This is a genomic window from Lentzea sp., from assembly GCF_036380075.1.
Taxonomy (GTDB): Bacteria; Actinomycetota; Actinomycetes; order Mycobacteriales; family Pseudonocardiaceae; genus Lentzea.
This window is the reverse complement of record NZ_DASVFL010000363.1, coordinates 43,655-66,891: the sequence shown is the minus strand read 5'-3', so window position 1 is coordinate 66,891 and position 23,237 is coordinate 43,655. Positions and strand designations below refer to the sequence as shown.

At 69.6% G+C, this 23,237-nt stretch carries 22 protein-coding genes; 12 read left to right on the top strand and 10 right to left on the bottom strand.

Going from position 1 to position 23,237, the window contains the following annotated elements:
• Positions 1–123: 123 nt before the first annotated feature.
• The 7 genes from VF330_RS38580 to VF330_RS38550 form a co-directional block, all read right to left on the bottom strand.
• Positions 124–903 carry an SGNH/GDSL hydrolase family protein gene (locus VF330_RS38580; protein ID WP_414675542.1) on the bottom strand — a complete coding sequence of 260 codons (780 nt, stop codon included), beginning with the start codon at positions 901–903 and terminating at the stop codon, positions 124–126.
• Positions 904–1,584: 681 nt separating this feature from the next.
• Complete coding sequence (locus VF330_RS38575) at positions 1,585–2,598, bottom strand: N-acetylglucosamine kinase (RefSeq protein ID WP_330856686.1); 1,014 nt, start codon at positions 2,596–2,598, stop codon at positions 1,585–1,587.
• Between the two features lie 5 nt (positions 2,599–2,603).
• Positions 2,604–3,872, bottom strand: a complete 1,269-nt coding sequence (locus VF330_RS38570; RefSeq protein ID WP_330856685.1) for a 6-phospho-beta-glucosidase — start codon at positions 3,870–3,872, stop codon at positions 2,604–2,606.
• A complete protein-coding gene (locus tag VF330_RS38565; protein WP_330856684.1) occupies positions 3,869–4,762 on the bottom strand; it encodes a carbohydrate ABC transporter permease in 894 nt (297 codons plus the stop codon). The genes VF330_RS38570 and VF330_RS38565 overlap by 4 nt, the downstream gene beginning before the upstream one ends.
• Complete coding sequence (locus VF330_RS38560; protein WP_330856683.1) at positions 4,759–5,733, bottom strand: sugar ABC transporter permease; 975 nt, start codon at positions 5,731–5,733, stop codon at positions 4,759–4,761. Before VF330_RS38560 ends, VF330_RS38565 begins: the two co-directional genes overlap by 4 nt.
• Positions 5,734–5,745: 12 nt before the next feature.
• On the bottom strand, positions 5,746–7,071 hold the full coding sequence (locus tag VF330_RS38555) for an ABC transporter substrate-binding protein (protein ID WP_330856682.1): 1,326 nt from the start codon (positions 7,069–7,071) through the stop codon (positions 5,746–5,748).
• A 16-nt stretch (positions 7,072–7,087) separates the two neighbouring features.
• Positions 7,088–8,299 carry an ROK family protein gene (locus VF330_RS38550; RefSeq protein ID WP_330856681.1) on the bottom strand — a complete coding sequence of 404 codons (1,212 nt, stop codon included), beginning with the start codon at positions 8,297–8,299 and terminating at the stop codon, positions 7,088–7,090.
• A 125-nt stretch (positions 8,300–8,424) separates the two neighbouring features.
• Here VF330_RS38550 and VF330_RS38545 point away from each other — a divergent pair, with 125 nt between their 5' ends.
• The 3 genes from VF330_RS38545 to VF330_RS38535 are packed head-to-tail and all read left to right on the top strand — an operon-like array spanning position 8,425 to position 9,780.
• Positions 8,425–9,072 carry a DUF3159 domain-containing protein gene (locus VF330_RS38545; RefSeq protein ID WP_330856680.1) on the top strand — a complete coding sequence of 216 codons (648 nt, stop codon included), beginning with the start codon at positions 8,425–8,427 and terminating at the stop codon, positions 9,070–9,072.
• 34 nt (positions 9,073–9,106) lie between these two features.
• Positions 9,107–9,379, top strand: a complete 273-nt coding sequence (locus VF330_RS38540; protein WP_330856679.1) for a type II toxin-antitoxin system prevent-host-death family antitoxin — start codon at positions 9,107–9,109, stop codon at positions 9,377–9,379.
• Positions 9,376–9,780 carry a type II toxin-antitoxin system VapC family toxin gene (locus VF330_RS38535; RefSeq protein ID WP_330856678.1) on the top strand — a complete coding sequence of 135 codons (405 nt, stop codon included), beginning with the start codon at positions 9,376–9,378 and terminating at the stop codon, positions 9,778–9,780. Before VF330_RS38540 ends, VF330_RS38535 begins: the two co-directional genes overlap by 4 nt.
• A 73-nt stretch (positions 9,781–9,853) precedes the next feature.
• Here VF330_RS38535 and VF330_RS38530 read toward each other — a convergent pair whose 3' ends face one another.
• The gene (locus VF330_RS38530) at positions 9,854–10,774 is read right to left on the bottom strand and encodes an N-acetylglucosamine kinase (RefSeq protein ID WP_330856677.1); all 921 of its coding nucleotides are present in this window, start codon (positions 10,772–10,774) and stop codon (positions 9,854–9,856) included.
• Between the two features lie 51 nt (positions 10,775–10,825).
• Complete coding sequence (locus VF330_RS38525; protein ID WP_330856676.1) at positions 10,826–13,642, bottom strand: S8 family serine peptidase; 2,817 nt, start codon at positions 13,640–13,642, stop codon at positions 10,826–10,828.
• A gap of 112 nt (positions 13,643–13,754) precedes the next feature.
• Between VF330_RS38525 and VF330_RS38520 the strand changes: the two genes are divergently transcribed.
• The 9 genes from VF330_RS38520 to VF330_RS38480 are packed head-to-tail and all read left to right on the top strand — an operon-like array spanning position 13,755 to position 22,316.
• The gene (locus VF330_RS38520; protein WP_330856675.1) at positions 13,755–14,609 is read left to right on the top strand and encodes a fumarylacetoacetate hydrolase family protein; all 855 of its coding nucleotides are present in this window, start codon (positions 13,755–13,757) and stop codon (positions 14,607–14,609) included.
• A 4-nt stretch (positions 14,610–14,613) separates the two neighbouring features.
• A complete protein-coding gene (locus VF330_RS38515) occupies positions 14,614–15,924 on the top strand; it encodes an enolase C-terminal domain-like protein (protein ID WP_330856674.1) in 1,311 nt (436 codons plus the stop codon).
• Positions 15,917–16,666: an SDR family oxidoreductase gene (locus VF330_RS38510; protein ID WP_330856673.1), complete on the top strand. Its 750-nt coding sequence runs from the start codon at positions 15,917–15,919 to the stop codon at positions 16,664–16,666. The genes VF330_RS38515 and VF330_RS38510 overlap by 8 nt, the downstream gene beginning before the upstream one ends.
• A gap of 30 nt (positions 16,667–16,696) precedes the next feature.
• Positions 16,697–17,737: a sugar ABC transporter substrate-binding protein gene (locus VF330_RS38505; RefSeq protein ID WP_330856672.1), complete on the top strand. Its 1,041-nt coding sequence runs from the start codon at positions 16,697–16,699 to the stop codon at positions 17,735–17,737.
• Positions 17,734–19,209 carry a sugar ABC transporter ATP-binding protein gene (locus VF330_RS38500; protein ID WP_330856671.1) on the top strand — a complete coding sequence of 492 codons (1,476 nt, stop codon included), beginning with the start codon at positions 17,734–17,736 and terminating at the stop codon, positions 19,207–19,209. Before VF330_RS38505 ends, VF330_RS38500 begins: the two co-directional genes overlap by 4 nt.
• Positions 19,206–20,219, top strand: coding sequence for an ABC transporter permease (locus tag VF330_RS38495; RefSeq protein WP_330856670.1), 1,014 nt, complete (start codon positions 19,206–19,208; stop codon positions 20,217–20,219). The genes VF330_RS38500 and VF330_RS38495 overlap by 4 nt, the downstream gene beginning before the upstream one ends.
• A 5-nt stretch (positions 20,220–20,224) precedes the next feature.
• On the top strand, positions 20,225–20,536 hold the full coding sequence (locus tag VF330_RS38490; protein ID WP_330856669.1) for an L-rhamnose mutarotase: 312 nt from the start codon (positions 20,225–20,227) through the stop codon (positions 20,534–20,536).
• A complete protein-coding gene (locus VF330_RS38485) occupies positions 20,533–21,489 on the top strand; it encodes an aldo/keto reductase (RefSeq protein WP_330856668.1) in 957 nt (318 codons plus the stop codon). The genes VF330_RS38490 and VF330_RS38485 overlap by 4 nt, the downstream gene beginning before the upstream one ends.
• On the top strand, positions 21,486–22,316 hold the full coding sequence (locus tag VF330_RS38480; RefSeq protein ID WP_330856667.1) for an amidohydrolase family protein: 831 nt from the start codon (positions 21,486–21,488) through the stop codon (positions 22,314–22,316). Before VF330_RS38485 ends, VF330_RS38480 begins: the two co-directional genes overlap by 4 nt.
• Here VF330_RS38480 and dapA read toward each other — a convergent pair.
• Positions 22,313–23,173 carry a 4-hydroxy-tetrahydrodipicolinate synthase gene (gene dapA / locus VF330_RS38475; protein ID WP_330856666.1) on the bottom strand — a complete coding sequence of 287 codons (861 nt, stop codon included), beginning with the start codon at positions 23,171–23,173 and terminating at the stop codon, positions 22,313–22,315. The two genes, VF330_RS38480 and dapA, sit on opposite strands and share 4 nt — an antisense overlap.
• Positions 23,174–23,237: the final 64 nt, after the last annotated feature.

The window sequence follows — 23,237 nt, the reverse complement described above, 5'->3', positions numbered from 1 at the left end:
GGGATGTTGGACGTGCAGGCAGCCGAGTGGGGGATTACCGAGGGGGTAAGGCGCCTGCCGTGAAAGGCCCGACCGGCATTCGGGGGAGAGTGCCGGTCGGGCTTTTTCTCACCTGGTTGTCGTCTAGTTGTCGTCCGCGCAGCGGGCCAACGGCAGCAGTTCCGGTCGTTTCGGCGCCAGTCCGTCGCCCATCGACTCACCGCGCAGCTGCCGTCCGATCCACGGCACGACGTGCTCGCGGGCCCACTTCAGGTCGGCCTTGCGCTGGGTGACCCAGTCGATCTGCTGGAGCGCCGGCCACGGCTCGTTCCACGAGTGGTCGTCCGTCAGCCCGAGCACCTCGGCGGCCTTGAGCGCCACCCGCTGGTGCCCCGCCGGCGACAGGTGCAGCCGGTCCTCGCTCCACGCGCGGCGGTCGTGCAGCGCGTGCATCGACCACAGGTCGACCATCCGGCAGTGGTAGCGCTCGGCGATCGACCACAGGTGCGTGTTGTAGATGGCGACCTTGCCCCGGATGCTCCTGAGCAGCGGCGTCGACCGCGTGTCGAAGCCGGTGAAGATCACCACGTCGCAGCCGGTCGCCCTCAGGTCGGCCACCGCGACCTCGTAGACCTCGGCCAGGGCGTCCGGGTCGCTGTTCGGGGTCAGGATGTCGTTGCCGCCGCCGCAGAACGTGACGAGGTCCGGCTTCAGCGAGATCGCCAGCGGGACCTGTTCGTCGATGATCTCCTGGAGCATCTTGCCCCTGACCGCCAGGTTGGCGTACCGGAACTCCGGGGCCTGGCTCGCGATCATGCCGGCCAGGCGGTCGGCCCAGCCCACGTAGGTGTCCCCCGGACCGGGGTCGTCCATTCCCTCGGTGAAGCTGTCCCCCAGGGACACGAGACTGTTCCATCGCAGCAGCACTACATCCCCCTCGTGCTCGACGCTGTCCTGTTGTCTGCGGCTCCCGTTTCGCAGGCGACTAGTTAGCATGCACAACGAACCGCTGGTTACGCCACCGTCGGTTACGGCATCGTAGGTTCAGTCGCTATGTGTGACGATTCTTTTACCACTCGATCCGGGGGAGGTTGAGGGGAATCGGGTGGATTCGTCTGGATTTTGGGGTGGGGAATTTTTAGGGGTGTCGTGCTTGTCACAGTGGCTGGGCCGGTTGCGTTGGCGTGTTGGGTGCCTGTTTCAGGCGCGGGGCTCCGCCCCGGACCCCGCCAACTGATCAAGGACCGGGCCGGCGCCGTGGGCGGGTTGATGGCACGCCTGTTGGGTTGGGCGGCTTGCTGTTGCGTGCGTTGGGCGCGATTCCGTGGGGCGCGGCAAACGCGTCAGCACTGCTCGTGACGGGACCACCCCACCTGCCGGGCATGGAAAAAGCCAAGAGCAAAAGCCAAAGCCAAGACTGCTCGGCTTCGCCTTCGCTTCGGCTCGCCTTCGGCCTCGTGGTGGGCTCGCCTTCGGCCTCGCTGCTCGGTGCGGGAAGAGTGGGACCACTGCCCGGGACGCCGCCGCCGAAAGTCCCGGGCAGTGGGGCTGGACCGTCTCAGGGGGCGCCGCCGCCGATTCACCCCCTGAGACGGGGTCTGGGGATCAGCCGCTGGCCGCCACGTCCAGGGTGGTTGCCGGGTGCCGGTCGGCGTAGGCGGAGCGGAGGCGCAGTTCCGCTGCTGGTGCGGCGCCGATGTGGTCCAGGCCCAGCAGGGCCGCGCCGACCACCGGTGGGACGTCCACCAGGCGGACTTGGGCCAGGGGTGCGGTTTCCAGGATTTGCTGACGGACTGGGCCGACCACCGTCTCGCCGGTGTTCGTGAGGACGCCGCCGCCCAGGACCACGTCCACCGGCTCGTCCATCAGGTCCAGTTTGCGCATCGAGACCGTGGCGAGGAGGACGATCTCCTCGATCAGGCGGTCCACCTGGGTCAGCGCCACCTCGTCGCCTTGGGCGGCTGCCTCGAAGACCAACGGGCAGAGGGCGTGCGGGTCCAGTTCCAGTTCCTCGAAGTGGATCTTTTCGACCACATCGAGGATGGAGGACTCGTTGTAGTGGTTCAGGAGCGCGGGGAGGAGCAGGGTGGGTTTGCCCCGGCCGTCTTCTGCTCGCACTGCGTGCCAGAGGGCGTCGTTGCCCAGTTGGCCGCCGCCTCCCCAGTCGCCGGAGATCGCGCCCAGGGCCGGGAAGCGGTGGGTTCGGCCGTCTCGCGACACGCCTACCGCGTTGATGCCCGCGCCGCAGACGACGGCCACGCCGCCTGCTGCCGCGGTGCCGGCGCGTAGCAGGGCGAAGGTGTCGTTGCCCACGAAGGTGGTGGTGGACCAGCTTCGTTCGGAGATCGCTCGGGTCAGGTCCTCCTCCTCTCGGGGGAGGTCCGCTCCTGCCAGGTAGGCCGACGTGTGCCGGGCGATCGGCTCGTCGGGGGACAGGCCCGCCTGTGCTGCGGCTTCGCGCGCCAAGCCTTCGAACACGTCCAAGCCGCGCTTCATGCCCACGGTCTGCGGAGGGGCTCCCGGGCCGCGCACCTGCGCCAGCACCTTGCCGTCCGCGTCCACCAGCAGCACTGCGGTTTTGCTGTTCCCGCCGTCGATGGCGAGCACCCGGTCCGTCATCGTCGTCAGGCTCCCTTCACCCACGGCAGCAGGTCGCGGTTCTGCGCGACCAGCTCGTCGGCCAGCTGGTCCGCGATGGCGTGCTGGCCGATCAGCGGGTGGGCGAGAAGTGCGTTCGCCACTCGGTCGCGTCCTCCGTGAATCGCCGCCTCCAGTGCCAGGTACTCGTACGCGGTGACGTGCGAGATCAGGCCGGAGATGGACGGCTCCACCGGGCGGACGGGGAGGGGTACGCCGCCGTTGGCGTCCACTGTGGACGAGACCTCGATGACGGCGTCGTCCGGGAGGAACGGGAGCGTGCCGTTGTTCTGGACGTTCACGACGTGCTTCTCCGCGCCGACGCCGCCGGTCAGTGCGTGGACGAGCTGCACGGCCGCCTCGGAGTAGTAGGCGCCGCCGCGCTGGCCCAGCTGGTCCGGCTTCGTCACGACCGACGGGTCGCTGTAGATGTCGAGCAGCTCCTTCTCCACCGCCGAGACCACCTCGGCGCGCGGGGGTGAGTCGAGCTGCTTCTTCACGACGGCGTCGTGGTTGTAGAAGTAGTTCAGGTAGTACGACGGCACCATATTCAGGCGGCGCATCAGGGCGCCGTCGATGCCGATGTGCTCGGCCAAGCCCTCGACGTGGTCGGCGAGCAGTTCGGGCAGGCGGTCGACGCCGTTCACGTGCACGCCGCGTTCCCACGTCAGGTGGTTCAGGCCGACGTGCTCCAGCTCCACCGTGGACGGGTCGACGCCCAGCAGCGCGGAGGTCCAGCGCTGGAAGGTGATCGCGACGTTGCACAGGCCGATCGCCTTGTGGCCTGCCTGGAGCAGCGCGCGGGTGACAATGCCGACCGGGTTCGTGAAGTTCACGATCCACGTGTCCGGGCCCGCGAGCTCGCGGACGCGGTCGGCGATGTCCAGGACCACCGGCACGGTCCGCAGGGCCTTGGCGAGGCCTCCCGCGCCGGTGGTCTCCTGGCCGACGCACCCGCAGGTCAACGGGAACGTCTCGTCCGACGCGCGGGCCTTCTGGCCGCCCACGCGCAGTTGGAGCAGCACGGCGGACGCGCCCTCGACGCCCTCTTCCAGGGAGGTCGTGGTGCGCACCTTCGCGGGGTGACCGGCGTGCTCCAGGAGCCGCTGGCTGAACGGGCCGACGATGCCCAGGCGGTGCTCGTCCGGGTCCACCAGGACGATCTCGTCCACCGCCAGGCTGGTGCGACGGCCGGCGATGCCGTCGACCAGCTCCGGTGTGTAGGTGGACCCGCCACCGACGACGGTGAGTTTCATCCCTTGACTCCTGTGAACGTGATTCCCTTGACGAACGACTTCTGGGCGAAGACGAAGAGGACGACGGCCGGGATCATCGTCAGGAACGTCACCGCCATCGACGAGTTCCACTGCACGATGTGCATGCCCTTGAACGTCGCCAGTGCCAGCGACAACGTCCACTGGTCCTTGACCTCGCCGGTGTAGAGCAACGGGCCGAAGTAGTCGTTCCAGGTGAAGAGGAAGCAGAACAGCGCGGTGGCCGCGATGCCCGGCTTCGCCATCGGCACGATGATCCGCACCAGCGCCTGGAACTCCGAGCAGCCGTCGACCCTGGCAGCGTCCACGTAGGACTGCGGGATCGTCAGCATGAACTGGCGCAGCAGGAAGATGCTGAACGCGTCGAAGAGGAAGTACGGGGCGATGAGCGGCACCAGCGTGCCCGTGAGGCCCAGCGACGACCACGTGTCGTACAGCGGCACGGCCACGACCTGCGGCGGGAGCATCATCGCGCCGATGACGAGGATGAACGCCACGTTTCGGCCGCGCCACTTCAGCTTGGCCAGTGCGTACGCCGCCGGGATCGACGAGAGCAGCATGCCGAACGTCGCGAGCAGCGAGTAGGTGAGGCTGTTGACCAGGTACTGGAACAGCGGCGCCTTGTCGAAGACCTCGACGAAGTTCTCCCAGTGCCACTCGCGCGGCCACAGGTCCGAGGTGAACGCCTGGTTGTCCGACATCACCGCGGTCAGGAAGACGAACACGACCGGCGTGGCGAACATCAGGCCGAGCGCGAGACCGAGCGCGTGCGTCGCGACCCAGTTCAAGAAGCTGCCGGTGGAACGCCCGCGGCGCGGCTGCTCCGGTTCCGCGGGGACGTCGACCGGCGGTTTGGTCAGCGTGGCGGTCATGCTCCCGGACCCCCTTCCTCAGCGCTGGAGTTCTTGCGCATCCGCTGGACCAGGAGGATGGTCACGGCGAACGAGATGACGAACAGGACCGTGGCCATCGCGGCCGCGTAGCCCATGTCGAAGTAGCGGAAGCCCTGCGTGTACAGGTAGACCGGGAACGTCAGCGTCGAGTTGTCCGGAAACCCGAGATATTTGGTCGATCCCGTCGCGTCCGCCGCTCCCGAGCCGGCCGACCCCGCGACGACCGCCTGTGTGAACAGCTGCAACGCGAGGATCACCGAGTTCACGACGCCGAACAGCAGCACCGGGGAGATCGTCGGCAGCGTGACGTGCCACCAGCGGCGGACCGGTCCGGCGCCGTCGAGCTCCGCCGCCTCGTACTGCTCCTGCGGGACGTCGAGGATCGCGGCCAGGATGATGATCATCAGGTCGCCGGAGATCCACAGCATGATCGCCGTGATGCCGGGCTTGGCCCACGCCGGGTCGGAGAACCACAGCGGCGAGTCGACCCCGAACCAGCCGAGGACGCTGTCGACCGGGCCGCCGTTGGGGCGCAGCACCATGAAGAACACGAGCGTCGCGGCCACCGGCGGGGCCAGCGACGGCAGGTAGCAGAGCGTGCGGATCAACCCGACGCCCGACTTCAGGCGAGCGATGACCGACGCCACGCCCAGCGCGAACGCCGTCCGCGCGATCGTGAGCACCACGACGAACCAGAGCGTGTTCGCGATCGCCTTGGTGAGCAGGGGATCCTTGAACATGAACTCGTAGTTCGCGAGCCCGTTGAACTCCGGCGGGTTGATCAGGTCGTACTTCGTGAAGCTGAAGACGACCGTGGCGATCAGCGGGTAGCCGAAGAACAGGACGAAGCCGATGATGGCCGGGGCCATGAACCCGAGCACCGCGAGGCGGTGGCGGGCACGGGCCCGCCCCCGGCCGGGGGCGGGCTTCGCGCCGATCGTGGCGGTCATCGCTGGCGTTCCCTACTTGCCGCTCTTGGCGATCTGGTCGTCGATGTTCTTGTCGACTTCCTTGAGACCGGCCGCCAGGTCCGGGACCTTGCCGGACTGGTAGGAGACCGAGAAGTCGGTCACGGCCTTGATGTGCGCGTCACCGATCGGGGTGACCGGGTTGCCCTTGAGCTTGTCGCTCTTGGCCAGGTCGATGAACGTCTTGAACTGCTCGTCCACCTCGAGCTTCGGGCTGTCCATGGCGGCCTTGGTGCTCGGGACGTTCTTGATGGCGTTCGAGAGGTCGACGATGGTGTCGGTGTCGAACGACAGGTGCTTGATCAGCTCCCACGCGGCGCCGGGGTTCTTGGCGCCCTTGGGAATGCCCATGATCGTGCCGGTGGTGAAGGCGGTGCCGTAGTCGGCGGGCTTCCAGGTCGGGAACGGGGCCGTGCCGAACTTGATCTGCGGCGCCTGCGCCTTGAGGAAGGCGGTGCGGTACTCGCCGTCGATCATGATCGCGATCTTGCCCTGGTGGAACGCGTGGTCGGCCGAGTACTCCTGGCCGAGGCCCGCGCGGAAGCGCTCCAGCTGGTCGTAGCCGTAGAAGTCGACGAGCTTCTTCTGGAACGTCATCATCTCGGTGAAGCCGGGCGAGGTCGCGAGCGCGGACTTGCCGTCCTTCTCCCACTCCGCGCCGAACGACGGCGCGAGGATGGTCGGGCGGTTGGCGTAGAAGCCCATGGTGGGCAGGTAACCGGCGACCTCGATGTCCCCGTTGGGCGCCTTCTTCGTCGCCTTCACGGCCGCGTCGTACAGCTCGTCGAGCGTCTTCGGCGGGGTCGTGACGCCGGCGTTCGCGAGCAGGTCCTTGTTGTAGTACATGGCGTACACGTCGGTGAGCATGGGCATCGCGCAGCGGTTGCCCTTGTACTCGGTGTACTCCTGGACCGCGGGGGAGATCTGGTTCAGGTCGACCTTGTCGCGGTCGAGGTACGCCTTCAGCGGCTGGAACGCGCCGGAGGAGCAGAACTGGCCGATGTTGTCGGTCGTGAACGACAGCGCGACGTCCGGGGTGTTGCCGGAGCGGATGCCCGCGGTGATCTTGTCGTCGTCCTGCGAGCCCTCGTGCTTGATCTCGATGTTCGGGAACTTCTTGTTGAACGTCTTGAGGGCCTTGGTGACCTCTTCGTACTCGCGGTCGGAGTAGTTGCTCCAGACCGTGAGCGTGAGCTTGTCGTCCTTGCCAGGAGCAGCCGCGGCGTCGGTACTCGCGCCGCCACCCTTGCCCGCCGCACATGCGGTGAGGGTCAGCGCTGCGGCGACACAGAGCAAGGCAGCACGGGTGTGCTTGCGCATGTGCACTCCTTCTCGATCAACGTGGGGACCCGGCGACCACTGGGCCGCGGAATGGAGCCGTGGTGGCTGCCGGGAGGCCGAACACCTGCTCGCGCGCGACGGCCAGCGCCGAGTGCAGCGCACCGCTGCGCACCGGCTTGCCCGTCACCAACGCCAGCTGGACAGGTGTCCGCGGCACCACCAGTTGCCGCAGTTCCGCGGCAACGAGATCGTTGAGCGTGGTTCCGCCTGCCTGGGCGATGTCGCCGGACAGGAGGACGAGCTCCGGGTCGAGCACCGCGACGACGCTCGCCACACCCGTGGCGATGCGCCGGGCGAGGTCGCCCAGGAACTCCCGGCCCGCGGGCCCCGCGGCCAACGCCTTGCGCACGGCACCGTGGCCGTTGCGCGCGGCGAGCCCGTGGGCCCTGGCGAGCTTGCAGATCGACGTGCTGCTGAGCAGTTCTCCGTACGTGCCGCCGGAGCGGTCCGTGTCGGTGTCGGCGGCCGCGCGGTCGGGGATCATCAACCCGTCGATCTCGCCGGCGCCACCGGACGCGCCGCGCAGCAGCACCCCGTTGACGACGACGGCCGCGCCGACGAGGTCCGCGGGCCAGACGACGACGAAGTCGCGCACCTCCGTGGCCCGTCCGGCGACCATCTCCTCCAGCGCGACGAGGTTGACGTCGTTCTCGACGCTCACCGACGTCGCGAGCTCCTCGCGCAGCCGGCCGGGCACGTCGAACCCGCTCCAGCCGGGCAGGTGCGGCGCGTAGGCGAGCTCGCCGTTCGCGGGGTTCACCGCTCCCGGACAGCCGACCACGACGTGCAGCAGCTGGTCGGCGCTCAGCCCGGCCTGCCCGCACGCCTTGCCGACCGCGCTGACGAACGCCTCGAGCACGCCGTGCTTCGCGGGCATCGGCGCCTTGTGCTCGGTGAGCACGGCACCGGTGATGTCCGCGATGGCGATGTCGACCGTCTCGGGCGTCAGGTCGACGGCGGCGATGTGCGCCAGCGTCCCGTTGACCGACCACAGCTGGGCCCGCGGCCCGCGCCCACCGCCCCGCAGCCCGTTGCGGACGACGGTGTCGGAGGTCTCCAGCCGGGTGAGCAGCTGCGCGGTCGCCGGCTTGGAGAGGCCGATCAGGCCCTCCAGTTCCGACCTGGTGAGCGACCCGTTGCGCAGCAGAGCCTCGATGGCTGCGCGGTCGTTGATCTCCCGCAGCAGTCGTGGGCTTCCGGCACGCACTGGTCCGCTCCTGTCTGTTAACTTTCCAGACGATTTCCGCAGACGGTAGTGACCCGGCTCACCGCGGTCAATCCCCGATACGGGTCCGTTACCTGACTTAGGTTGGCCTAAGGCACCCTGGAACCATGACGGACGTGCGCCAGGAGTCGCTCGCATCACTGCTCGGAGGCCGGGGCGGCGCCCTCGACGCCACCCTGCCGCCTCTGGCGTTCGTCGCGGGCTGGCTGCTGTTCGGGCATTCGATCGGTGCCGGTGCCGTCGCCGCCGTCCTGTGCGGCGTGGTCATCGGGGTCGTGCGGTTCGTCCGCGGCCAGAAGCCCCGAGCCGTCGTGTTCTCCGTCCTGGCCGTGGTGGCGGCGTCGCTGGTGGCGCTCTACACCGGACGCGTCGAGGACTTCTTCCTGGTCCAGCTGCTGTCCAACGTGGCCTCGGCGCTGGCCTGGGCCGGGTCCATCGCGGTGCGGTGGCCGTTGCTCGGCGTCGTCGTCGGGACGCTGCTGGGGCAGAAGACCCGGTGGCGGCGGGATCCCGCGCTTTTGCGCGCCTACTCGATCGCTTCGTGGCCTTGGGTCGCGCAGTACGCGTTGCGGGTGGCCGTGTTCACGCCGTTGTGGCTGGACGCGCAGGTGTACTGGCTGGCCACGTTGCGGATCGCGTTGTCGTGGCCGTTGCAGATCGTGTGCGTCCTGGTGTCCGGGTGGATGCTGCGGAAGGCGTTGCCGGCGGACCACCCCGGGTTCCGGCATCCGCGGGTGCCGGAGTCCGCCTCTTAGGTCATTGTAGTACAAAAAGTAGTACGATGGTGTCATGGAGCAGATCCCCATTCGAACGCTGAACCAGAACACCGCGGGTGTGCTGGAGCTCGTCGAACGCGGCGAGACGGTCGAGATCACCAACCGGGGCAAGCCGATCGCTCGCATCGTGCCGGTGGTCGAGGGTGAGCTCGACGACCTGATCGTCGCCGGTGTGGTCACGCCGCCGACGATGGTCGGCCCGATTCCGATGCCGCGTGCCAAGGCGGAGCCCGGCGCCGATGCGGGTGAGCTGCTCTCGCGAATGCGCGACGAGGAGCGCTGGTGATCTACCTCGACACGGCCGCGGTCGTGAAACTCGTCCGCGAGGAACGGGAGACCGCCGCGCTGGTCGAGTGGCTGAACAACGCCACGGATCAGGCGCTCGTGTCGTCCGCGCTGATCGAGGTCGAGTTGCCTCGTGCTCTTCGGCGCAGCTCACCAGGCGTGCTGGGTGCTGTCGCGGGCGTGCTGGCCCGGTTGCACCGGGTGGAGATCAACGCTGCTGTTCGTGCCACCGCGGCCGCGTACGCCGATCCGATGCTGCGGTCGCTGGACGCTGTTCACCTCGCCACCGCAGACGTTCTGGTGGCGTCGGACAAGAAGGTCACCGCGTTCGTCACCTACGACAAGCGCCTGGCGGCGGCCGCCGCCTCCATCGGACTGCCGGCGACAGCGCCCGGCGAGTAGAGGGCGGCACTCGGTCGGCTGGTGCACCGGAGATCGCCACTCCGATCGAAAACCCGACGAGTTCGCTGGATCGTCACGACACCGGGCGCGGCGCGGTCGGACCCAGCACGTCCACCGCCGCCAGCCACGCAGCCCCCGCCGCACCCTCCGTGGCCATGATCACCTGAGCGTTGCACCGGGCCAGCAGCTCCTGCTTCAGGTGCGTCCCCACCGGAGTCTTGATCAGGCTCCCGACCAGCACGATCGGCGACGTGTCGGAAGGCGACCGCACGGCCGAGGCGGTGTCGGCGAGCAACCGGGCGGCGGTCGACACGATCGCCAGCGCCTCCGGGTCGCCGTGGTGGTAGGCAGAGCTGACCAGGGGTGCGAACTGGGCCAGCGCGATGGGCGGGCGGGCGTTCACGGCGGTGATCAGCTGGCCGCGGTTGCGCGCGCCCGCGGTGGTCAGCACGGCGGTGGCCAGGCCTTCCAGCGGTGCGTCCAGGTCGAGCAGCCGGAGCGTTGCCCGCACGGCCTCGCGGCCCAGCCAGAACGCCGAGCCCTCGTCGCCGATCAGCCAGCCGTAGCCGCCGGACTGGCCGACCATGCGGTGGTCGGCGATGCGGCCCGCGATGGAACCGGTGCCCGCCACGAGGACCGTGCCGTCGGGGGACGAGGTGCCGGTGGCGAAGGCCGCCTCGCAGTCGGTGACCACGCGCATCGGGCAGTGCAGGCCCGCTCGTTCCCAGGCCGCCTGGAACAGGTCCAGGACGGCGGGGTCGGCCATCCGCGACGCGCCGGCCATGCCCAGGACGCCGCTGCGCACCTTGCGGGAGTCCAGGCCGTCGAGGGCCTCGGTCAGCGCCTCGGTGATGTGAGCGGCGGCGACCGCAGGGGGGTGCGAGTTCGGGTTCGCGCCGCCCGCCAGGCCCTGGCCCAGGCGGGCGCCGTCGAGATCGAGCACCAACGCCCTCGTCGACGTGCCGCCCGCGTCGAGTCCCACGACCAGATCCATAGGGACCGAGTATGCCGAGAGACGGTCGCGGGAGGCACGCCCAACCGGGTGTCACGAGGTCAGGGCTCGGTTACCGCTTGCGTTGTGGTGGAAGAAGACCAGCGTCCCCGGAGCAACTGGATCACCCGGACGGACCACAGTGGACAGTGTCGGGACGGTCAGGCCGTAGTCGAACGTCGCGGGAGGAACCACGTCGACGAGCTCGTCGGAGTCGGCGGGCGCGGTGTACCGGCTGAGCACTCCGGCGGTGTAGGTGACGGGGCCGGACGGCAGTTTCGCCCGCGACACCGGCAGCACGACCACGTCGCTGTCGAACAGGTTCGTGTCCGTGGAACCGTCCCAACCGTTCAACGGCTGCTCGTCCACCACCTCGTCGGTCCCGGCCGCGACGGTCCGCGCGGACCACACGTCCGCGGTCACGTCGCCGTCGGCGTTGGTCTGCTTCACGGCGGTGGTCACGAAGTCCTTGCCGCCCACCGAGAACCGCACCTGCGGCTTGGTGTTGCCGCCGAGGTCCGCCCAGGTGTCCCAGGTCGCGACGCCGAACGCCAGCAGGTCGGGCGTCGCCGTCGCGCCGGCGTAGCGGATGTCGCCGCCGCGGGCCGTGCGGTTCGCGGCGCAGTCGTCCTGGAGGTCGCGATCGCAGTCCGGCAGCCGGGGCGAGCTCGCGCCGAGCTGCAGAACGGTCAGGCGCGACCGGTAGTCCTGCTGGTCCAGGCCCTGCCCGGCGACGCGGCCGGCCACCACCGACAGGGCCGACACGGGCTTCGGCGCCGCGTAGGCGGGCACCCGGAGCGTCCGGTCACCCGTGAACGTCACCAGCCCGGACGCCTCCGCCAGGAACTGCCGTCCGCCGTCCAGCGACACGGTCGGGTCGGCGGCCTTGCGCAGCGCGGCCGGGCGGGGGATCCGCAGCCGCACGGTCACCGTCGTCGACCCGCCGGCCGGCACCACCACCTCCGGCTTCGCGACCTGGAACGACACCCCGGGCACCGACGTGACCGGCTCGTACCGGGCGTGCAGGTAGACCGTCTCGGTGCCCTTGTTCACCAGCCGCAGCTCGCGTTCCGCCACCACCGGTCCACCGGCCTCGACCGTGCCGAACGACGCGTCGCCCAGCACCAGCACGTCGGACGACAGCGCCGCGAGCCCGTCCACCCGCCCGGCGCCGACGCGCATCGGGGCCTCCCGCACGCCGTCGGCGGACCGCACGACTCCGGACGCGGTGTTCATCAGCGCCGCCTTGACCTCCGCGACCGTCCACTGCGGATGAGCCTCGCGCAGCAGTGCCGCGATGCCCGCGACGTGCGGTGACGCCATCGACGTGCCGCCCATCGACACGCCGTCGGAGGCGGTCCCGGACGCGGCGGAGAAGATCGTGTCGCCCGGCGCGGCCACGGCGATCGACGAACGGGACCGCGACGACGACGGCGTGATCGTGTCCTCGATCGACGGCTCCACCGACGGGACGCCCTGCTTCAACGCCGAGGTCAGGTGCACCGTCAACGTCCCGGCCTCCATCGCGGGGCGCAACGCCTTCGAGGCCGCCGCCGTCAGCTGGAACGCGGGGATGTGCGCGTTGCCGGCGATGCCCGCCGCGAACGTCGGCAACGCGGTCGGCAGCAGCACCCCGGCCGCTCCGGCCTTCCACGCGTTGTCGGTCCTGGCACCGGAACCGCAGGCGCGGGTCGCGTCGCTGTCGTCCCACTCCAGCCAGACGATCTTGCCAGTGAGGTCCTCGGACACGGGCTTGCAACCGTCCACATCGGACGACAGATGTGCGACCGGTGCGGTGAGGTCGACCGTTTCCTTGTAGTTCAGGCTGTACTGACCGGCCCACCGCTGCCCGGAAGCCTCCAGGCCGTCCAGCATCGAGAACGCGTCGCGGCTGTTCGCCACGGAGATGGCCTCCGGCGTGTTGCCCGGCGAGCCCGACACGTCGTAGAAGTCGCCACCGTTGCCGGCCGCCGCGACCACGACGACTCCGTGCTGCACGAGCTTGCGCACGAACAGCGAGTCCGGGTCGTCCGCCGCGCCGAAGTCGCTGCCCAGCGACAGGTTCACCACGTCTAGCTTGTCGGAGAAGTCGCCGTCACCGTTGGGGTCGAGCGCCCAGTCCAGCGCCTGCGCGGTCAGGTTCGTGCCGCCCTCGCAGCCGAAGACCTTCAGCGCGTAGAGCAACGCGTGCGGCGCCGTTCCCGGCCCGATCTTCAGCGAGTCGAGGTCGACCGACGAGTACTGGCCGCGGTAGGTCGTCCCGTCGGCGTTCACCCCGAACCCGGCCGCGGTGCCGGCGACGTGCGTGCCGTGGCCCTGGCAGTCCACCGGGTCGGCGTCCGGCTCCGGCACCGCGCCCGGCCTGCCGGTGTAGGAGTCGCCGGCGAAGTCGTGGCCGCCGACGACCTTGGCGTTCGGGAACGAGCCGCCGCCGAAGTCCGCGTGCCGGTAGTCGATGCCGGTGTCGACCACGCCGATCCGCACGCCGTCGCCGAGTCGCCCGAGCGACTTCCACACGTCGGACGTGCGGGTGAGCCGGACGGCCGAGGCGTTGGTGAGCTTCTTGGGGGTCATCCGATGTACCGCGCGGACCTCGGGCATCCGCGCCAGGTCGGAGACGCGGGTCCGGGAGGTCGCCAGCACCACGCCGGGCACGGCGTTGGTCGTGCGGGCCACCTCCTTGCCGCCGGACCGCGACACGACTCGCGAGGCCTGCTCCGAGGTCCTGTCCCTGGCCGTGCGCGCCTGGTCGGCACTGCGCGCCTCGACCGCCGGTGCCGAGGTCAGCTCCACGAACACCGTCACGGGCTCCATCGGGGCCGACGGCGTCAGCAGCGCGCCTGTCAGGAGGGATGCGGCCACCAATTTCATGATCAACCCCTGTTAGTCATCGGACGACTTATCGCCAAGGCCTAGACGGATGTGCACTCGCAGGGCTATACATCCGATGTATTTCATGCGTGTGAGCAGAGGAGGAACGGCCGTGCAGTTCTTGCGCCTCGGGCCGGTCGGCGATGAACGTCCTGCAGTCAGGACCGCCGACGGGACCACGTACGACCTCCTGCCGATCACCCCCGACGTCGACGGCGCGTTCCTCGCGAACGACGGCGTCAACCGCGTGCGCGCGGCGCTGGAAGGCGGTGAGCTGGGCGCGCTGAGCACCGAGGACGTGCGGGTCGGGCCGCCGCTCGCGCACCCCGGCAAGGTCATCTGCATCGGCCTCAACTACCGCGACCACGCGGAGGAGACCGGCGCCGACATCCCCGCCGAGCCCGTGGTGTTCCTCAAGACGCCGGACACGATCGTCGGCCCGTACGACGAGGTGCTCGTCCCGCGCCGGTCCGTGAAGACCGACTGGGAGGTCGAGCTCGGCGTCGTCATCGGTCGCACGGCTCGCTACCTGGAGACCGACGAGGAGGCTCTGGCGTGCGTCGGCGCGTACGTGCTCTCGCACGACGTCTCCGAGCGCGAGTTCCAGATCGAACGCGGTGGGACGTGGGACAAGGGCAAGAACTGCGAGACGTTCAACCCGCTCGGACCCTTCCTCGTGCCCGCCGACGAGATCGCCGACCCGCAGAACCTCGAGATGCGGCTCTGGGTGAACGGCGAGATCAAGCAGAACTCGTCCACCAAGAACATGATCTTCCCGATCGCGGAGGTCGTGCGCTACCTCAGCCAGTTCCTTGTCCTTCGTCCGGGTGACGTCATCAACACGGGTACACCCGCAGGAGTGGCACTCGGCCAGCCGGAGCCCAAGCCGTACCTGCGGGCGGGCGACGTCGTCGAGCTGGAGATCGAGGGACTCGGCAGGCAGCGGCAGATCCTCGGGCAGGCCTGAGCCCATGCCCAAGATCACTGAACTCGACGTGCTGGACATCAGGTTCCCCACGTCCCGGGAGCTCGACGGCTCCGACGCGATGAACCCGGACCCCGACTACAGCGCCGCGTACGTGGTGCTGCGGACCGACGACGGCCCGGAGGGCCACGGCCTCGCCTTCACGATCGGCCGCGGCAACGACGTGCAGGCCGCCGCGATCAAGGCGCTTGCACCGCACGTCGTCGGCAAGGACGTGCCCGAGGACGCGCAAGCCCTGGCGGCGCTGTACTTCGAGCTCATCGGCGACTCGCAGATCCGCTGGCTCGGACCCGAGAAGGGCGTCGCGCACATGGCGATCGGCGCCGTCGTCAACGCGGCCTGGGACCTCGCCGCCCGCCGGGCAGGGCTTCCGGTGTGGCGGTTCCTCGCCGGGATGTCGCCGGAGGAGATCGTCAGCCTCGTCGACTTCCGGTACCTCAGCGACGCGTTGACCCCCGACGAGGCGTTGCGGATCCTGCGCGCGGCCGAGCACGGCAAGGCCGGCCGCGCGGAGACCATCGCCCGCGACGGGTACCCGGCCTACACGACGTCACCGGGCTGGCTCGGCTACTCCGACGAGAAGCTCGCGGGACTGGCGCGCCAGGCGTTGGCCGACGGCTTCGACATGATCAAGCTCAAGGTCGGCGGCAGCCTCGACGACGACGTGCGGCGGATGAAGCTCGCCCGCGCGGTCGTCGGTGACGAGGTGCGCGTCGCGGTGGACGCCAACCAGCGCTGGGACGTCGGCGCGGCGGTGAGCTGGATGCGCGAGCTGGCGCCGTTCGACCCGTACTGGATCGAGGAGCCGACCTCGCCGGACGACGTGCTGGCGCACCGCGCGATCGGCGCCGCGCTGGCGCCGATCAAGATCGCGACCGGCGAGCACGTGCAGAACCGCGTGGTGTTCAAGCAGCTCCTCCAGGCCGGCGCGATCGACGTGCTCCAGCTCGACGCGTGCCGGGTCGCGGGCGTGAACGAGAACATCGCGATCCTGTTGCTGGCCAAGAAGTTCGGCGTCCCGGTGTGCCCGCACGCCGGCGGTGTCGGACTGTGCGAGCTGGTCAGGCACCTGTCGTTCTTCGACTACGTGGCGGTCTCCTGCGAGATCGGCGAGCGGGTGATCGAGTGGGTCGACCACCTGCACGAGCACTTCCTCGACCCGGCCGTCGTCGAACGCGGCCGCTACCTCGCGCCGGCCGAACCGGGCTTCTCCGCCCAGCTCAAGGACCGGACGCTGGTCGAGTACGCCTACCCCGAAGGTCCTGTGTGGACGGAGCTGGAGGGCCGGGATGACTGACTTCGAGGGACTCGTCGCCGTCGTCACCGGAGGTGCGTCCGGTATCGGCCTGGCCACCGCGACGCTGCTCTCGTCGCGCGGCGCGACCGCGGTGGCACTTGACCTCAACCCGGACGTGCCGGACCCGCTCGTCGGCATCCGCACGGACGTCTCGGACGGCGAGAGCGTCCAGGCCGCGGTCGACGAGGTCGTCGAGCGGTTCGGGCGAATCGACGTGGTGGTGAACAACGCGGGCATCGGCGCGCAGGGCGACGTCCTGGCCAACTCCGACGAGGAGTGGTCGAAGGTCCTGGACGTCAACGTCCTGGGCATGGTCCGGGTGGCGCGGGCAGCACTGCCGCACCTGCGGAAGTCGCCGTCCGCCGCGATCGTCAACACCTGTTCCATCGCTGCCTGGGCCGGGCTCCCGCAGCGCGCCCTCTACTCGGCCAGCAAGGGCGCGGTGTACTCGCTGACGCTCGCGATGGCCGCGGACCACGTGCGCGAGGGCATCCGCGTCAACGCGGTCGCCCCCGGCACGGCGGACACCCCGTGGGTGGGCCGCCTGCTCGACTCGGCGCCGGACCCGGCGGCCGAACGAGCCGCGTTGAACGCGCGCCAGCCGCACGGCCGGCTCGTCTCCGCCGACGAGGTCGCGGGAGCCATCGCCTACCTGGCGAGCCCGCTGTCGGGTTCCACCGCGGGCACGGTCCTCGCCGTCGACGGCGGCATGCACGGTCTGCGCCTGCGTCCCCAGAACTGAGCGCTCGCTGTCCTGAAAGGCGGCTCAACGATGAAGCGTCGCAACCTCACCGCCGCGGTGTGCCTCGCCCTCGCCGGTGCCCTGACCCTGTCCGCCTGCGGCGGCGGGGCGGCCGGCACCGGAGGCGGAGGCGTCGGCCCGATCGGTGCCGACCACCCGCGTGCCGACACCGACTTCTGGAACTCCTACATCAAGTACTTCCCCGACAAGGCCAAGGACCTCGGGGTCAACCTGCTGAACCCGACCAACTCGCAGAACAAGGTCGAGAACCTCGTCGCGAACGCCCAGTCGCTCCAGTCGCAGGGCGCCAAGGCGATCATCATGGCGCCGCAGGACACCGGGGCCATCGCCAGCACGCTGGACCGCCTGGACAAGGCGAACATCCCGGTCATCACCGTCGACACCCGTCCCGACAAGGGCAAGACCTACATGGTCGTGCGCGCGGACAACAAGGCGTACGGCGAGAAGGCCTGCAAGTTCCTCGGCGACAAGCTGGGCGGCAAGGGCAAGGTCGTCGAGTTCCAGGGCGCGCTGGCGTCGATCAACGGCCGCGACCGGTCCGAGGCGTTCGCCGCCTGCATGAAGAAGGACTACCCCGGCATCACGATCTTCGAGGAGCCGACCGACTGGGAGGGCCCGAAGGCGTCCGCCGCGCTGCAGACCCGGCTCAACCAGCACCCGGACATCAACGGCATCTACATGCAGGCCGGCGGCGCGTTCCTCACGCCGACGCTGCAGGTGTTGCGGCAGAAGAACCTCATCGTGCCGCCGACCGACCCGAAGCACATCTTCATCGTCTCCAACGACGGCATCCCGCAGGAGCTGGAGGCGATCCGCAAGGGCGAGATCGACGCGACCGTCTCGCAGCCGGCCGACCTGTACGCGCAGTGGGCGCTGTTCTACGCGAAGGCCGCCGTGGAGGGCAAGACGTTCCAGCCCGGCAAGACCGACCACGACTCCGAGATCGTCGACACCGGCGGCGGCCGGTTGGAGGACCAGCTCGCGGCACCGCTGATCACCAAGGAGAACGTGGACGACAAGGCCTTCTGGGGCAACCAGATCGCCAAATGACCGAGTTCGCGGCCATCGCGCGGGGCGTGACGAAGCGGTTCGGTCAGACGCTCGCGCTCGACGACGTGGGCATCGAGATCCGGGCCGGTGAGTCGCACGCGCTCGTCGGGCGCAACGGCGCCGGCAAGTCGACGCTGGTCTCCGTCCTCACCGGCATGCAGGTGCCGGACGCGGGCGAGGTCAGCTTCTTCGGCGAACCCGCGCCGCCCGTCGCCGACAGCGCGGCGTGGCGGAGGCACGTCGCGTGCGTCTACCAGAAGTCGACGGTCGTGCCGGAGCTGTCGGTCGCCGAGAACCTGTTCATCAACCGGCAGGACCTCGGCGGCAGGCTGATCAGCTGGAAGAAGCTGCGCCTGCAGGCCTCGGAGCTGCTGGAGACCTACGACGTGGCGGTGGACCCGGACGCGCTGGTCTCGTCGTTGACCGTCGAGCAGCGGCAGCTGGTCGAGATCGCGCGGGCGTTGTCGGTCGGCTCGCGGTTCGTGATCCTCGACGAACCCACCGCGCAGCTCGACGGCCCGGCGATCGAGCGGCTCTTCGACCGGATGAGGTCGTTGCAGGACAGGGGAGTGACGTTCCTGTTCATCTCCCACCACCTGCAGGAGGTCTACGAGGTCTGCCAGACGGTCACGGTCTACCGCGACGCGCGGCACATCGTCACCGCCCCGGTCGCCGAGATGTCGAAGCCGGACCTGATCGAGGCGATGACCGGCGAGGCCGGCGGCCTGAACGTGCCCGGCGGCGAGGACCGGCCGTCGTCCGGCGAGCTGGTCCTGGAGGTGTCGTCGTTGAGCGGCGACCACTTCTCGGACATCTCGCTGTCGGCGACCCGCGGCGAGGTCATCGGGCTCGCCGGCAGTGCGTCGTCGGGCAAGCACGAGTTCGCCGAGACCGTCTACGGGCTGCGGAAGCCGTCGTCCGGGTCGATCTCGGTGAACGGGACCGCGGTGCGCGGCGGTGACGTGCCCTCGGCGTTGAAAGCCGGAATCGGCTGTGTGCCACGGGATCGGCACCACCAGGGGCTCGTGCTCGACCTGTCGATCGCAGAGAACGCGACGATGAGCACGGCCGGTGCGTTCGTCTGGCCCGCCGCGCAACGGGACGCGGGCAGCACGGCGATCGCGTCCTACGACGTGAAGGCCGCCGGTCCGGACCAGCCGGTGGCTGACCTGTCCGGCGGCAACCAGCAGAAGGTCGTGATGGCGCGGGCGCTGGCGGGTGATCCGTCCGTGCTGGTGCTGATCAACCCGACCGCGGGCGTCGACGTGAAGTCCAAGGAGTCGCTGCTTGGGGTCGTCGACGCGCAGGCGCGCCGGGGCAGGGCCGCGATCGTCGTCTCGGACGAGCTGGACGACCTGCGGGTCTGCGACCGCGTCCTGGTGCTGTTCCACGGCCGGGTCGTGCGGGAGTTCGCCCGCGGCTGGCGAGACCAGGAACTCATCTCTGCCATCGAAGGAATGAGCTCGCAATGACCAAGGCCATGACTCCGCCGGTGGCGGCACCCGCGCCGGGAAAGCAGAAGTTCCGGCTGGCGCGGTACCAGGACCTCGCGCTGGTCCCGGTGATCATCATCCTGCTGGTCATCGGCGCCGTGCTGTCGCCGATCTTCCTGACTCCCGCGAACCTGATCGCCGTGCTGACCCAGCAGAGCGAGCTGTCGCTGCTGGTGCTGGGCCAGGCGATGATCCTGATCGTCGGCAAGATGGACCTGTCGCTCGAGTCGACGGTCGGCCTCGCGCCCGCGCTGGCCGTCGCGCTGATCATCCCGTCGTCGGCCGGCGGGCTCGACGTCGGGCTGGTGGCGTGGCTCGCGTTGCCGTTGTGCCTGCTCATCGGTGTGGTGATCGGCGGGCTGAACGGGTTCCTGATCCTGAAGGTCGGGCTGTCCGGGTTCATGGTGACCCTGGGCATGCTGACGATGCTGCGCGGCCTGCAGCTCGCGATCACCGAGGGCAAGTCGCTGGTCGACGTGCCGGAGTCGTTCCTGTACCTGGGTTCCACGACGTGGCTCGGGCTGCCGGCGGCGGTGTGGATCTGCATCGTCTGCTACGCCGTGGGCATCTTCGTACTCAAGTACCTGCGCGCCGGCCGGTCGTTGTACGCGATCGGCGGCAACTCCGAGGCCGCGCGTGCCGCCGGCATCCGGGTCGACCGGGTGACGTGGACCGTGCTGATCATCGGTTCCGTGCTGGCCGTGGTCGCGGGCATCCTGATGACCGGACGCCTCGGGTCCGTGGCCGCCACGCAGGGCGAGGGCATGATCTTCCAGGTCTTCGCGGCCGCGGTGATCGGCGGCATCTCGTTGCAGGGCGGCAAGGGCACGCTGTTCGGCGCCCTGTCGGGCGTGCTGATGCTGGGACTGGTCGAGCAGATCCTGCGGCTGCAGGGCGTGTCCGGCTTCTACATCAAGGCCTCGTACGGCGCGGTGATCATCCTCGCGCTGGTCGTGACGCGGTTCGCGACCGGGCAGAAGCAGGAGTGAGCTCTGTGGAGACCGTTGCACTGCACACCCGGCTTCGCGCCGGGCGCGAGGCCGACTACGACCGGATCCACGCGACGATCCCGGCCGAGCTGGACGGCGCGTTGCGCGAGGCCGGGGTGCACTCCTGGCGGATCTGGCGGTCCGGGCGCGAGCTGTTCCACCTCGTCGAGGTGGACGACTACCGGGCCATGCGGCAGTTCCTGGCCTCGCACCCGGCGAACGTCCCGTGGCAAGCCCGGATGGCCGAGCTGCTGGAGGTCGAGGACGACTACTCCGGCGCCGAACCCGCTGTGCGACTCGTGTGGGAGCTGCCGTGAAGGTCGACGTGTCCCGGCTGGGCTTCGGCGGCGCGCCGATCGGCAACCTCTACCGCGAGGTCTCCGACGCCGAGGCGTCCGGTGCCGTCGACGCCGCCTGGCAGACCGGGGTCCGGTACTTCGACACCGCGCCGCACTACGGGCTCGGGTTGTCGGAACGCCGGCTCGGCGCCGCCCTGGCCGGTCGGCCGCGCGACTCGTTCGTGCTCTCGACGAAGGTGGGGCGGGTGCTGGAGCCGTCCGACGGTGCCGGGTTCGACGACGAGGGTTTCGCCGTCCCGCGCACGTTCCGGCGGGTGCGGGACTACTCGGCGGACGGCGTCCGCCGATCTCTCGAGTCCTCTTTGGAGCGTCTCGGGACGGACCGGGTGGAGATCGTCTACATCCACGACCCCGACGAGTACTGGGACGAGGCTTTCGGAGAGGCGTACCCGGCGCTGGAGTCGTTGCGGTCGCAGGGTGTCGTCGGCGCGATCGGTGTCGGCATGAACCAGTGGCAGATGCCGGAGCGGTTCGTCCGCGAGACCGACATCGACGTGGTCATGCTGGCCGGGCGGTACACGTTGCTGGAGCAGCCCGCGCTGCCGTCGTTCCTGCCCGCGTGCGTCGAGCGCGGGGTCTCGGTAGTGGCCTGCGGTGTCTTCAACTCCGGCCTGCTCTCCAAGCCCGTCGTCGCCGATGACGCGAAGTACAACTACTCGGACGCGCCCGCGGAGCTGGTCGCCCGTGCCCGCGAGATCGCCTCGGTGTGCTCGCGGCACGGCGTGACGTTGCCGGAGGTGGCGATCCAGTTCGCCCTCGGTCACCCGGCCGTCGTGTCGGTGGTGATCGGGTCGCGGACCGCTGAGCAGATGACGTCCAACGCCGCCTATTTCTCGGCCTCGATCCCGCCCGGTCTGTGGGAGGAGCTGAAGTCGTCGGGGCTGCTGGGTTCGGAGGTGCCGACGCCGTGATCGTCGACGCTCACCACCACCTGTGGGACCTGTCGGTCCGCGACCAGGACTGGATCACCGACCCGCCCATGGGCGCGATCCGGCGGTCTTTCCTGGAACCGGACTTCATCGCCGCTGCGCCTGACGTGTCGGCATCCGTGCTGGTGCAGACGGTGTGCGTGCCGGAGGAGACACCGGAGTTCCTGGCCGTCGCCGCGTCCTCCGACGTCGTGGCGGCGGTGGTGGGCTGGACGGACCTGACCTCGCCCGCCGTCGGTGACGCGCTGGACGCGCTGGTGGACGGCGCGCACGGCTCGTGGCTGCGCGGGATCCGGCACCAGGTGCAGAGCGAACCGGACCCGGAGTGGTTGTGCCGCAAGGACGTCTGGAACGGGCTGGCTGCCGTGGGCGCGCGTGGGCTGGTCTACGAACTGCTGACCGTACCGGTGCAGCTGCCGGCCGCCCGCCGGACCGTGGCCGCGTTGCCGCAGGTCGAGTTCGTGGTGGACCACTGCTCGAAGCCCGCGATCGGGTCGGATCTCGGGGAGTGGGCCGAGCTGATCCGGTCGCTGGCGGCGCACGACAACGTGACGTGCAAGCTGTCCGGCCTGGTCACCGAGGCCGACTGGAAGTCGTGGAGCGTCGCCGACCTGCGGCCGTACTTCGAGGTGGTGCTGGACGCGTTCGGGCCCGAGCGGGTGATGTTCGGCTCGGACTGGCCGGTGTGCCTGCTGGCCGCGTCGTACACCGAATGGCTTGGCGCGGCTCAGGAGTTGGTGTCGGAGCTGTCCGCCGGCGAGCAGGCCGAGATCTTCTCGGGCACTGCCCGCCGGGTCTACGGGATCTAGGCGAAGAGGGCCTTGAGCTCGTCGATCAGTTCGTGGGTCGCTCCGACCAGCGGCTCGCGGACCGGTCCGGACGGCAGCCCGAGCAGGGTGAGCGCGGCCTTGACCGCCACCGCACCGGGTTCGCGGGTCATGATCGCCGTGATGACCGGCAGCAACGCCTGGTGGCGGCGCAGCGCTTCCTTGTTGTCGCCCTCGTCGTAGGCGTCGAGCATGGCCTTGATCTCGTTGCCGACGACGTGGCCGACGGTGCTGACCGTGCCGACGCCACCGATCGAGTAGAGCGGCAGGATCAGCTCGTCGTTGCCGGAGTAGTAGTCGAGCCCGGTCTCGGCGATGACGCGGGCGGTCGCGAGCAGGTCGACCTTGCAGTCCTTCACACCGACGATCCGCGGGTGCTCGGCGAGCCGGAGCAGCGTCTCGGTGTCGATGGCCGTGCCGGTGCGGCCGGGGATGTCGTAGAGCAGCGCGGGCAGCCCGGACGCGTTCGCCACCTGCCGGAAGTGGTTCTCGACGCCTTCCTGCGTGGGCTTGCTGTAGTACGGCGTGACGACGAGCAGCCCGTCGGCGCCGTTCGCCTCCGCCTGGTGCGCGAGCTCGATGGTGTGGCGCGTGGAGTTGGTGCCGACGCCCGCGAGGATCTGCGTCCGGTCGCCGACGGCCTCCTTCACGGCCTTGATGACCTGCGCCTTCTCGGCGTCGGTCGTGGTCGGCGCCTCACCGGTCGTGCCGTTGACGACCAGCCCGTCGGCGCCGCCCCTGTCGACGAGGTGCGCCGCCAGCTCCTGCGCACCCTTGAGGTCCAGGTCACCGTCGGGGGTGAACGGGGTGACCATCGCTACCAGCACTCGTCCGAACATGACTCCAGCGTGACTCCAGTGTTCGCGAAGTTCCAGTTAGAGTTTCTGCTCGGAACGTTAAGCT

Coding starts and splice junctions, on each gene's coding strand:
- VF330_RS38530 (WP_330856677.1), bottom strand. CDS start 10,774: ATGGATCTGGTCGTGGGACTCGACGCGGGCGGCACGTCGACGAGGGCG.
- VF330_RS38570 (WP_330856685.1), bottom strand. CDS start 3,872: ATGAAACTCACCGTCGTCGGTGGCGGGTCCACCTACACACCGGAGCTG.
- VF330_RS38510 (WP_330856673.1), top strand. CDS start 15,917: ATGACTGACTTCGAGGGACTCGTCGCCGTCGTCACCGGAGGTGCGTCC.
- VF330_RS38540 (WP_330856679.1), top strand. CDS start 9,107: ATGGAGCAGATCCCCATTCGAACGCTGAACCAGAACACCGCGGGTGTG.
- VF330_RS38575 (WP_330856686.1), bottom strand. CDS start 2,598: ATGACGGACCGGGTGCTCGCCATCGACGGCGGGAACAGCAAAACCGCA.
- VF330_RS38515 (WP_330856674.1), top strand. CDS start 14,614: ATGCCCAAGATCACTGAACTCGACGTGCTGGACATCAGGTTCCCCACG.
- VF330_RS38545 (WP_330856680.1), top strand. CDS start 8,425: ATGACGGACGTGCGCCAGGAGTCGCTCGCATCACTGCTCGGAGGCCGG.
- VF330_RS38565 (WP_330856684.1), bottom strand. CDS start 4,762: ATGACCGCCACGCTGACCAAACCGCCGGTCGACGTCCCCGCGGAACCG.
- VF330_RS38525 (WP_330856676.1), bottom strand. CDS start 13,642: ATGAAATTGGTGGCCGCATCCCTCCTGACAGGCGCGCTGCTGACGCCG.
- VF330_RS38560 (WP_330856683.1), bottom strand. CDS start 5,733: ATGACCGCCACGATCGGCGCGAAGCCCGCCCCCGGCCGGGGGCGGGCC.
- VF330_RS38495 (WP_330856670.1), top strand. CDS start 19,206: ATGACCAAGGCCATGACTCCGCCGGTGGCGGCACCCGCGCCGGGAAAG.
- VF330_RS38500 (WP_330856671.1), top strand. CDS start 17,734: ATGACCGAGTTCGCGGCCATCGCGCGGGGCGTGACGAAGCGGTTCGGT.
- VF330_RS38505 (WP_330856672.1), top strand. CDS start 16,697: ATGAAGCGTCGCAACCTCACCGCCGCGGTGTGCCTCGCCCTCGCCGGT.
- VF330_RS38555 (WP_330856682.1), bottom strand. CDS start 7,071: ATGCGCAAGCACACCCGTGCTGCCTTGCTCTGTGTCGCCGCAGCGCTG.
- dapA (WP_330856666.1), bottom strand. CDS start 23,173: ATGTTCGGACGAGTGCTGGTAGCGATGGTCACCCCGTTCACCCCCGAC.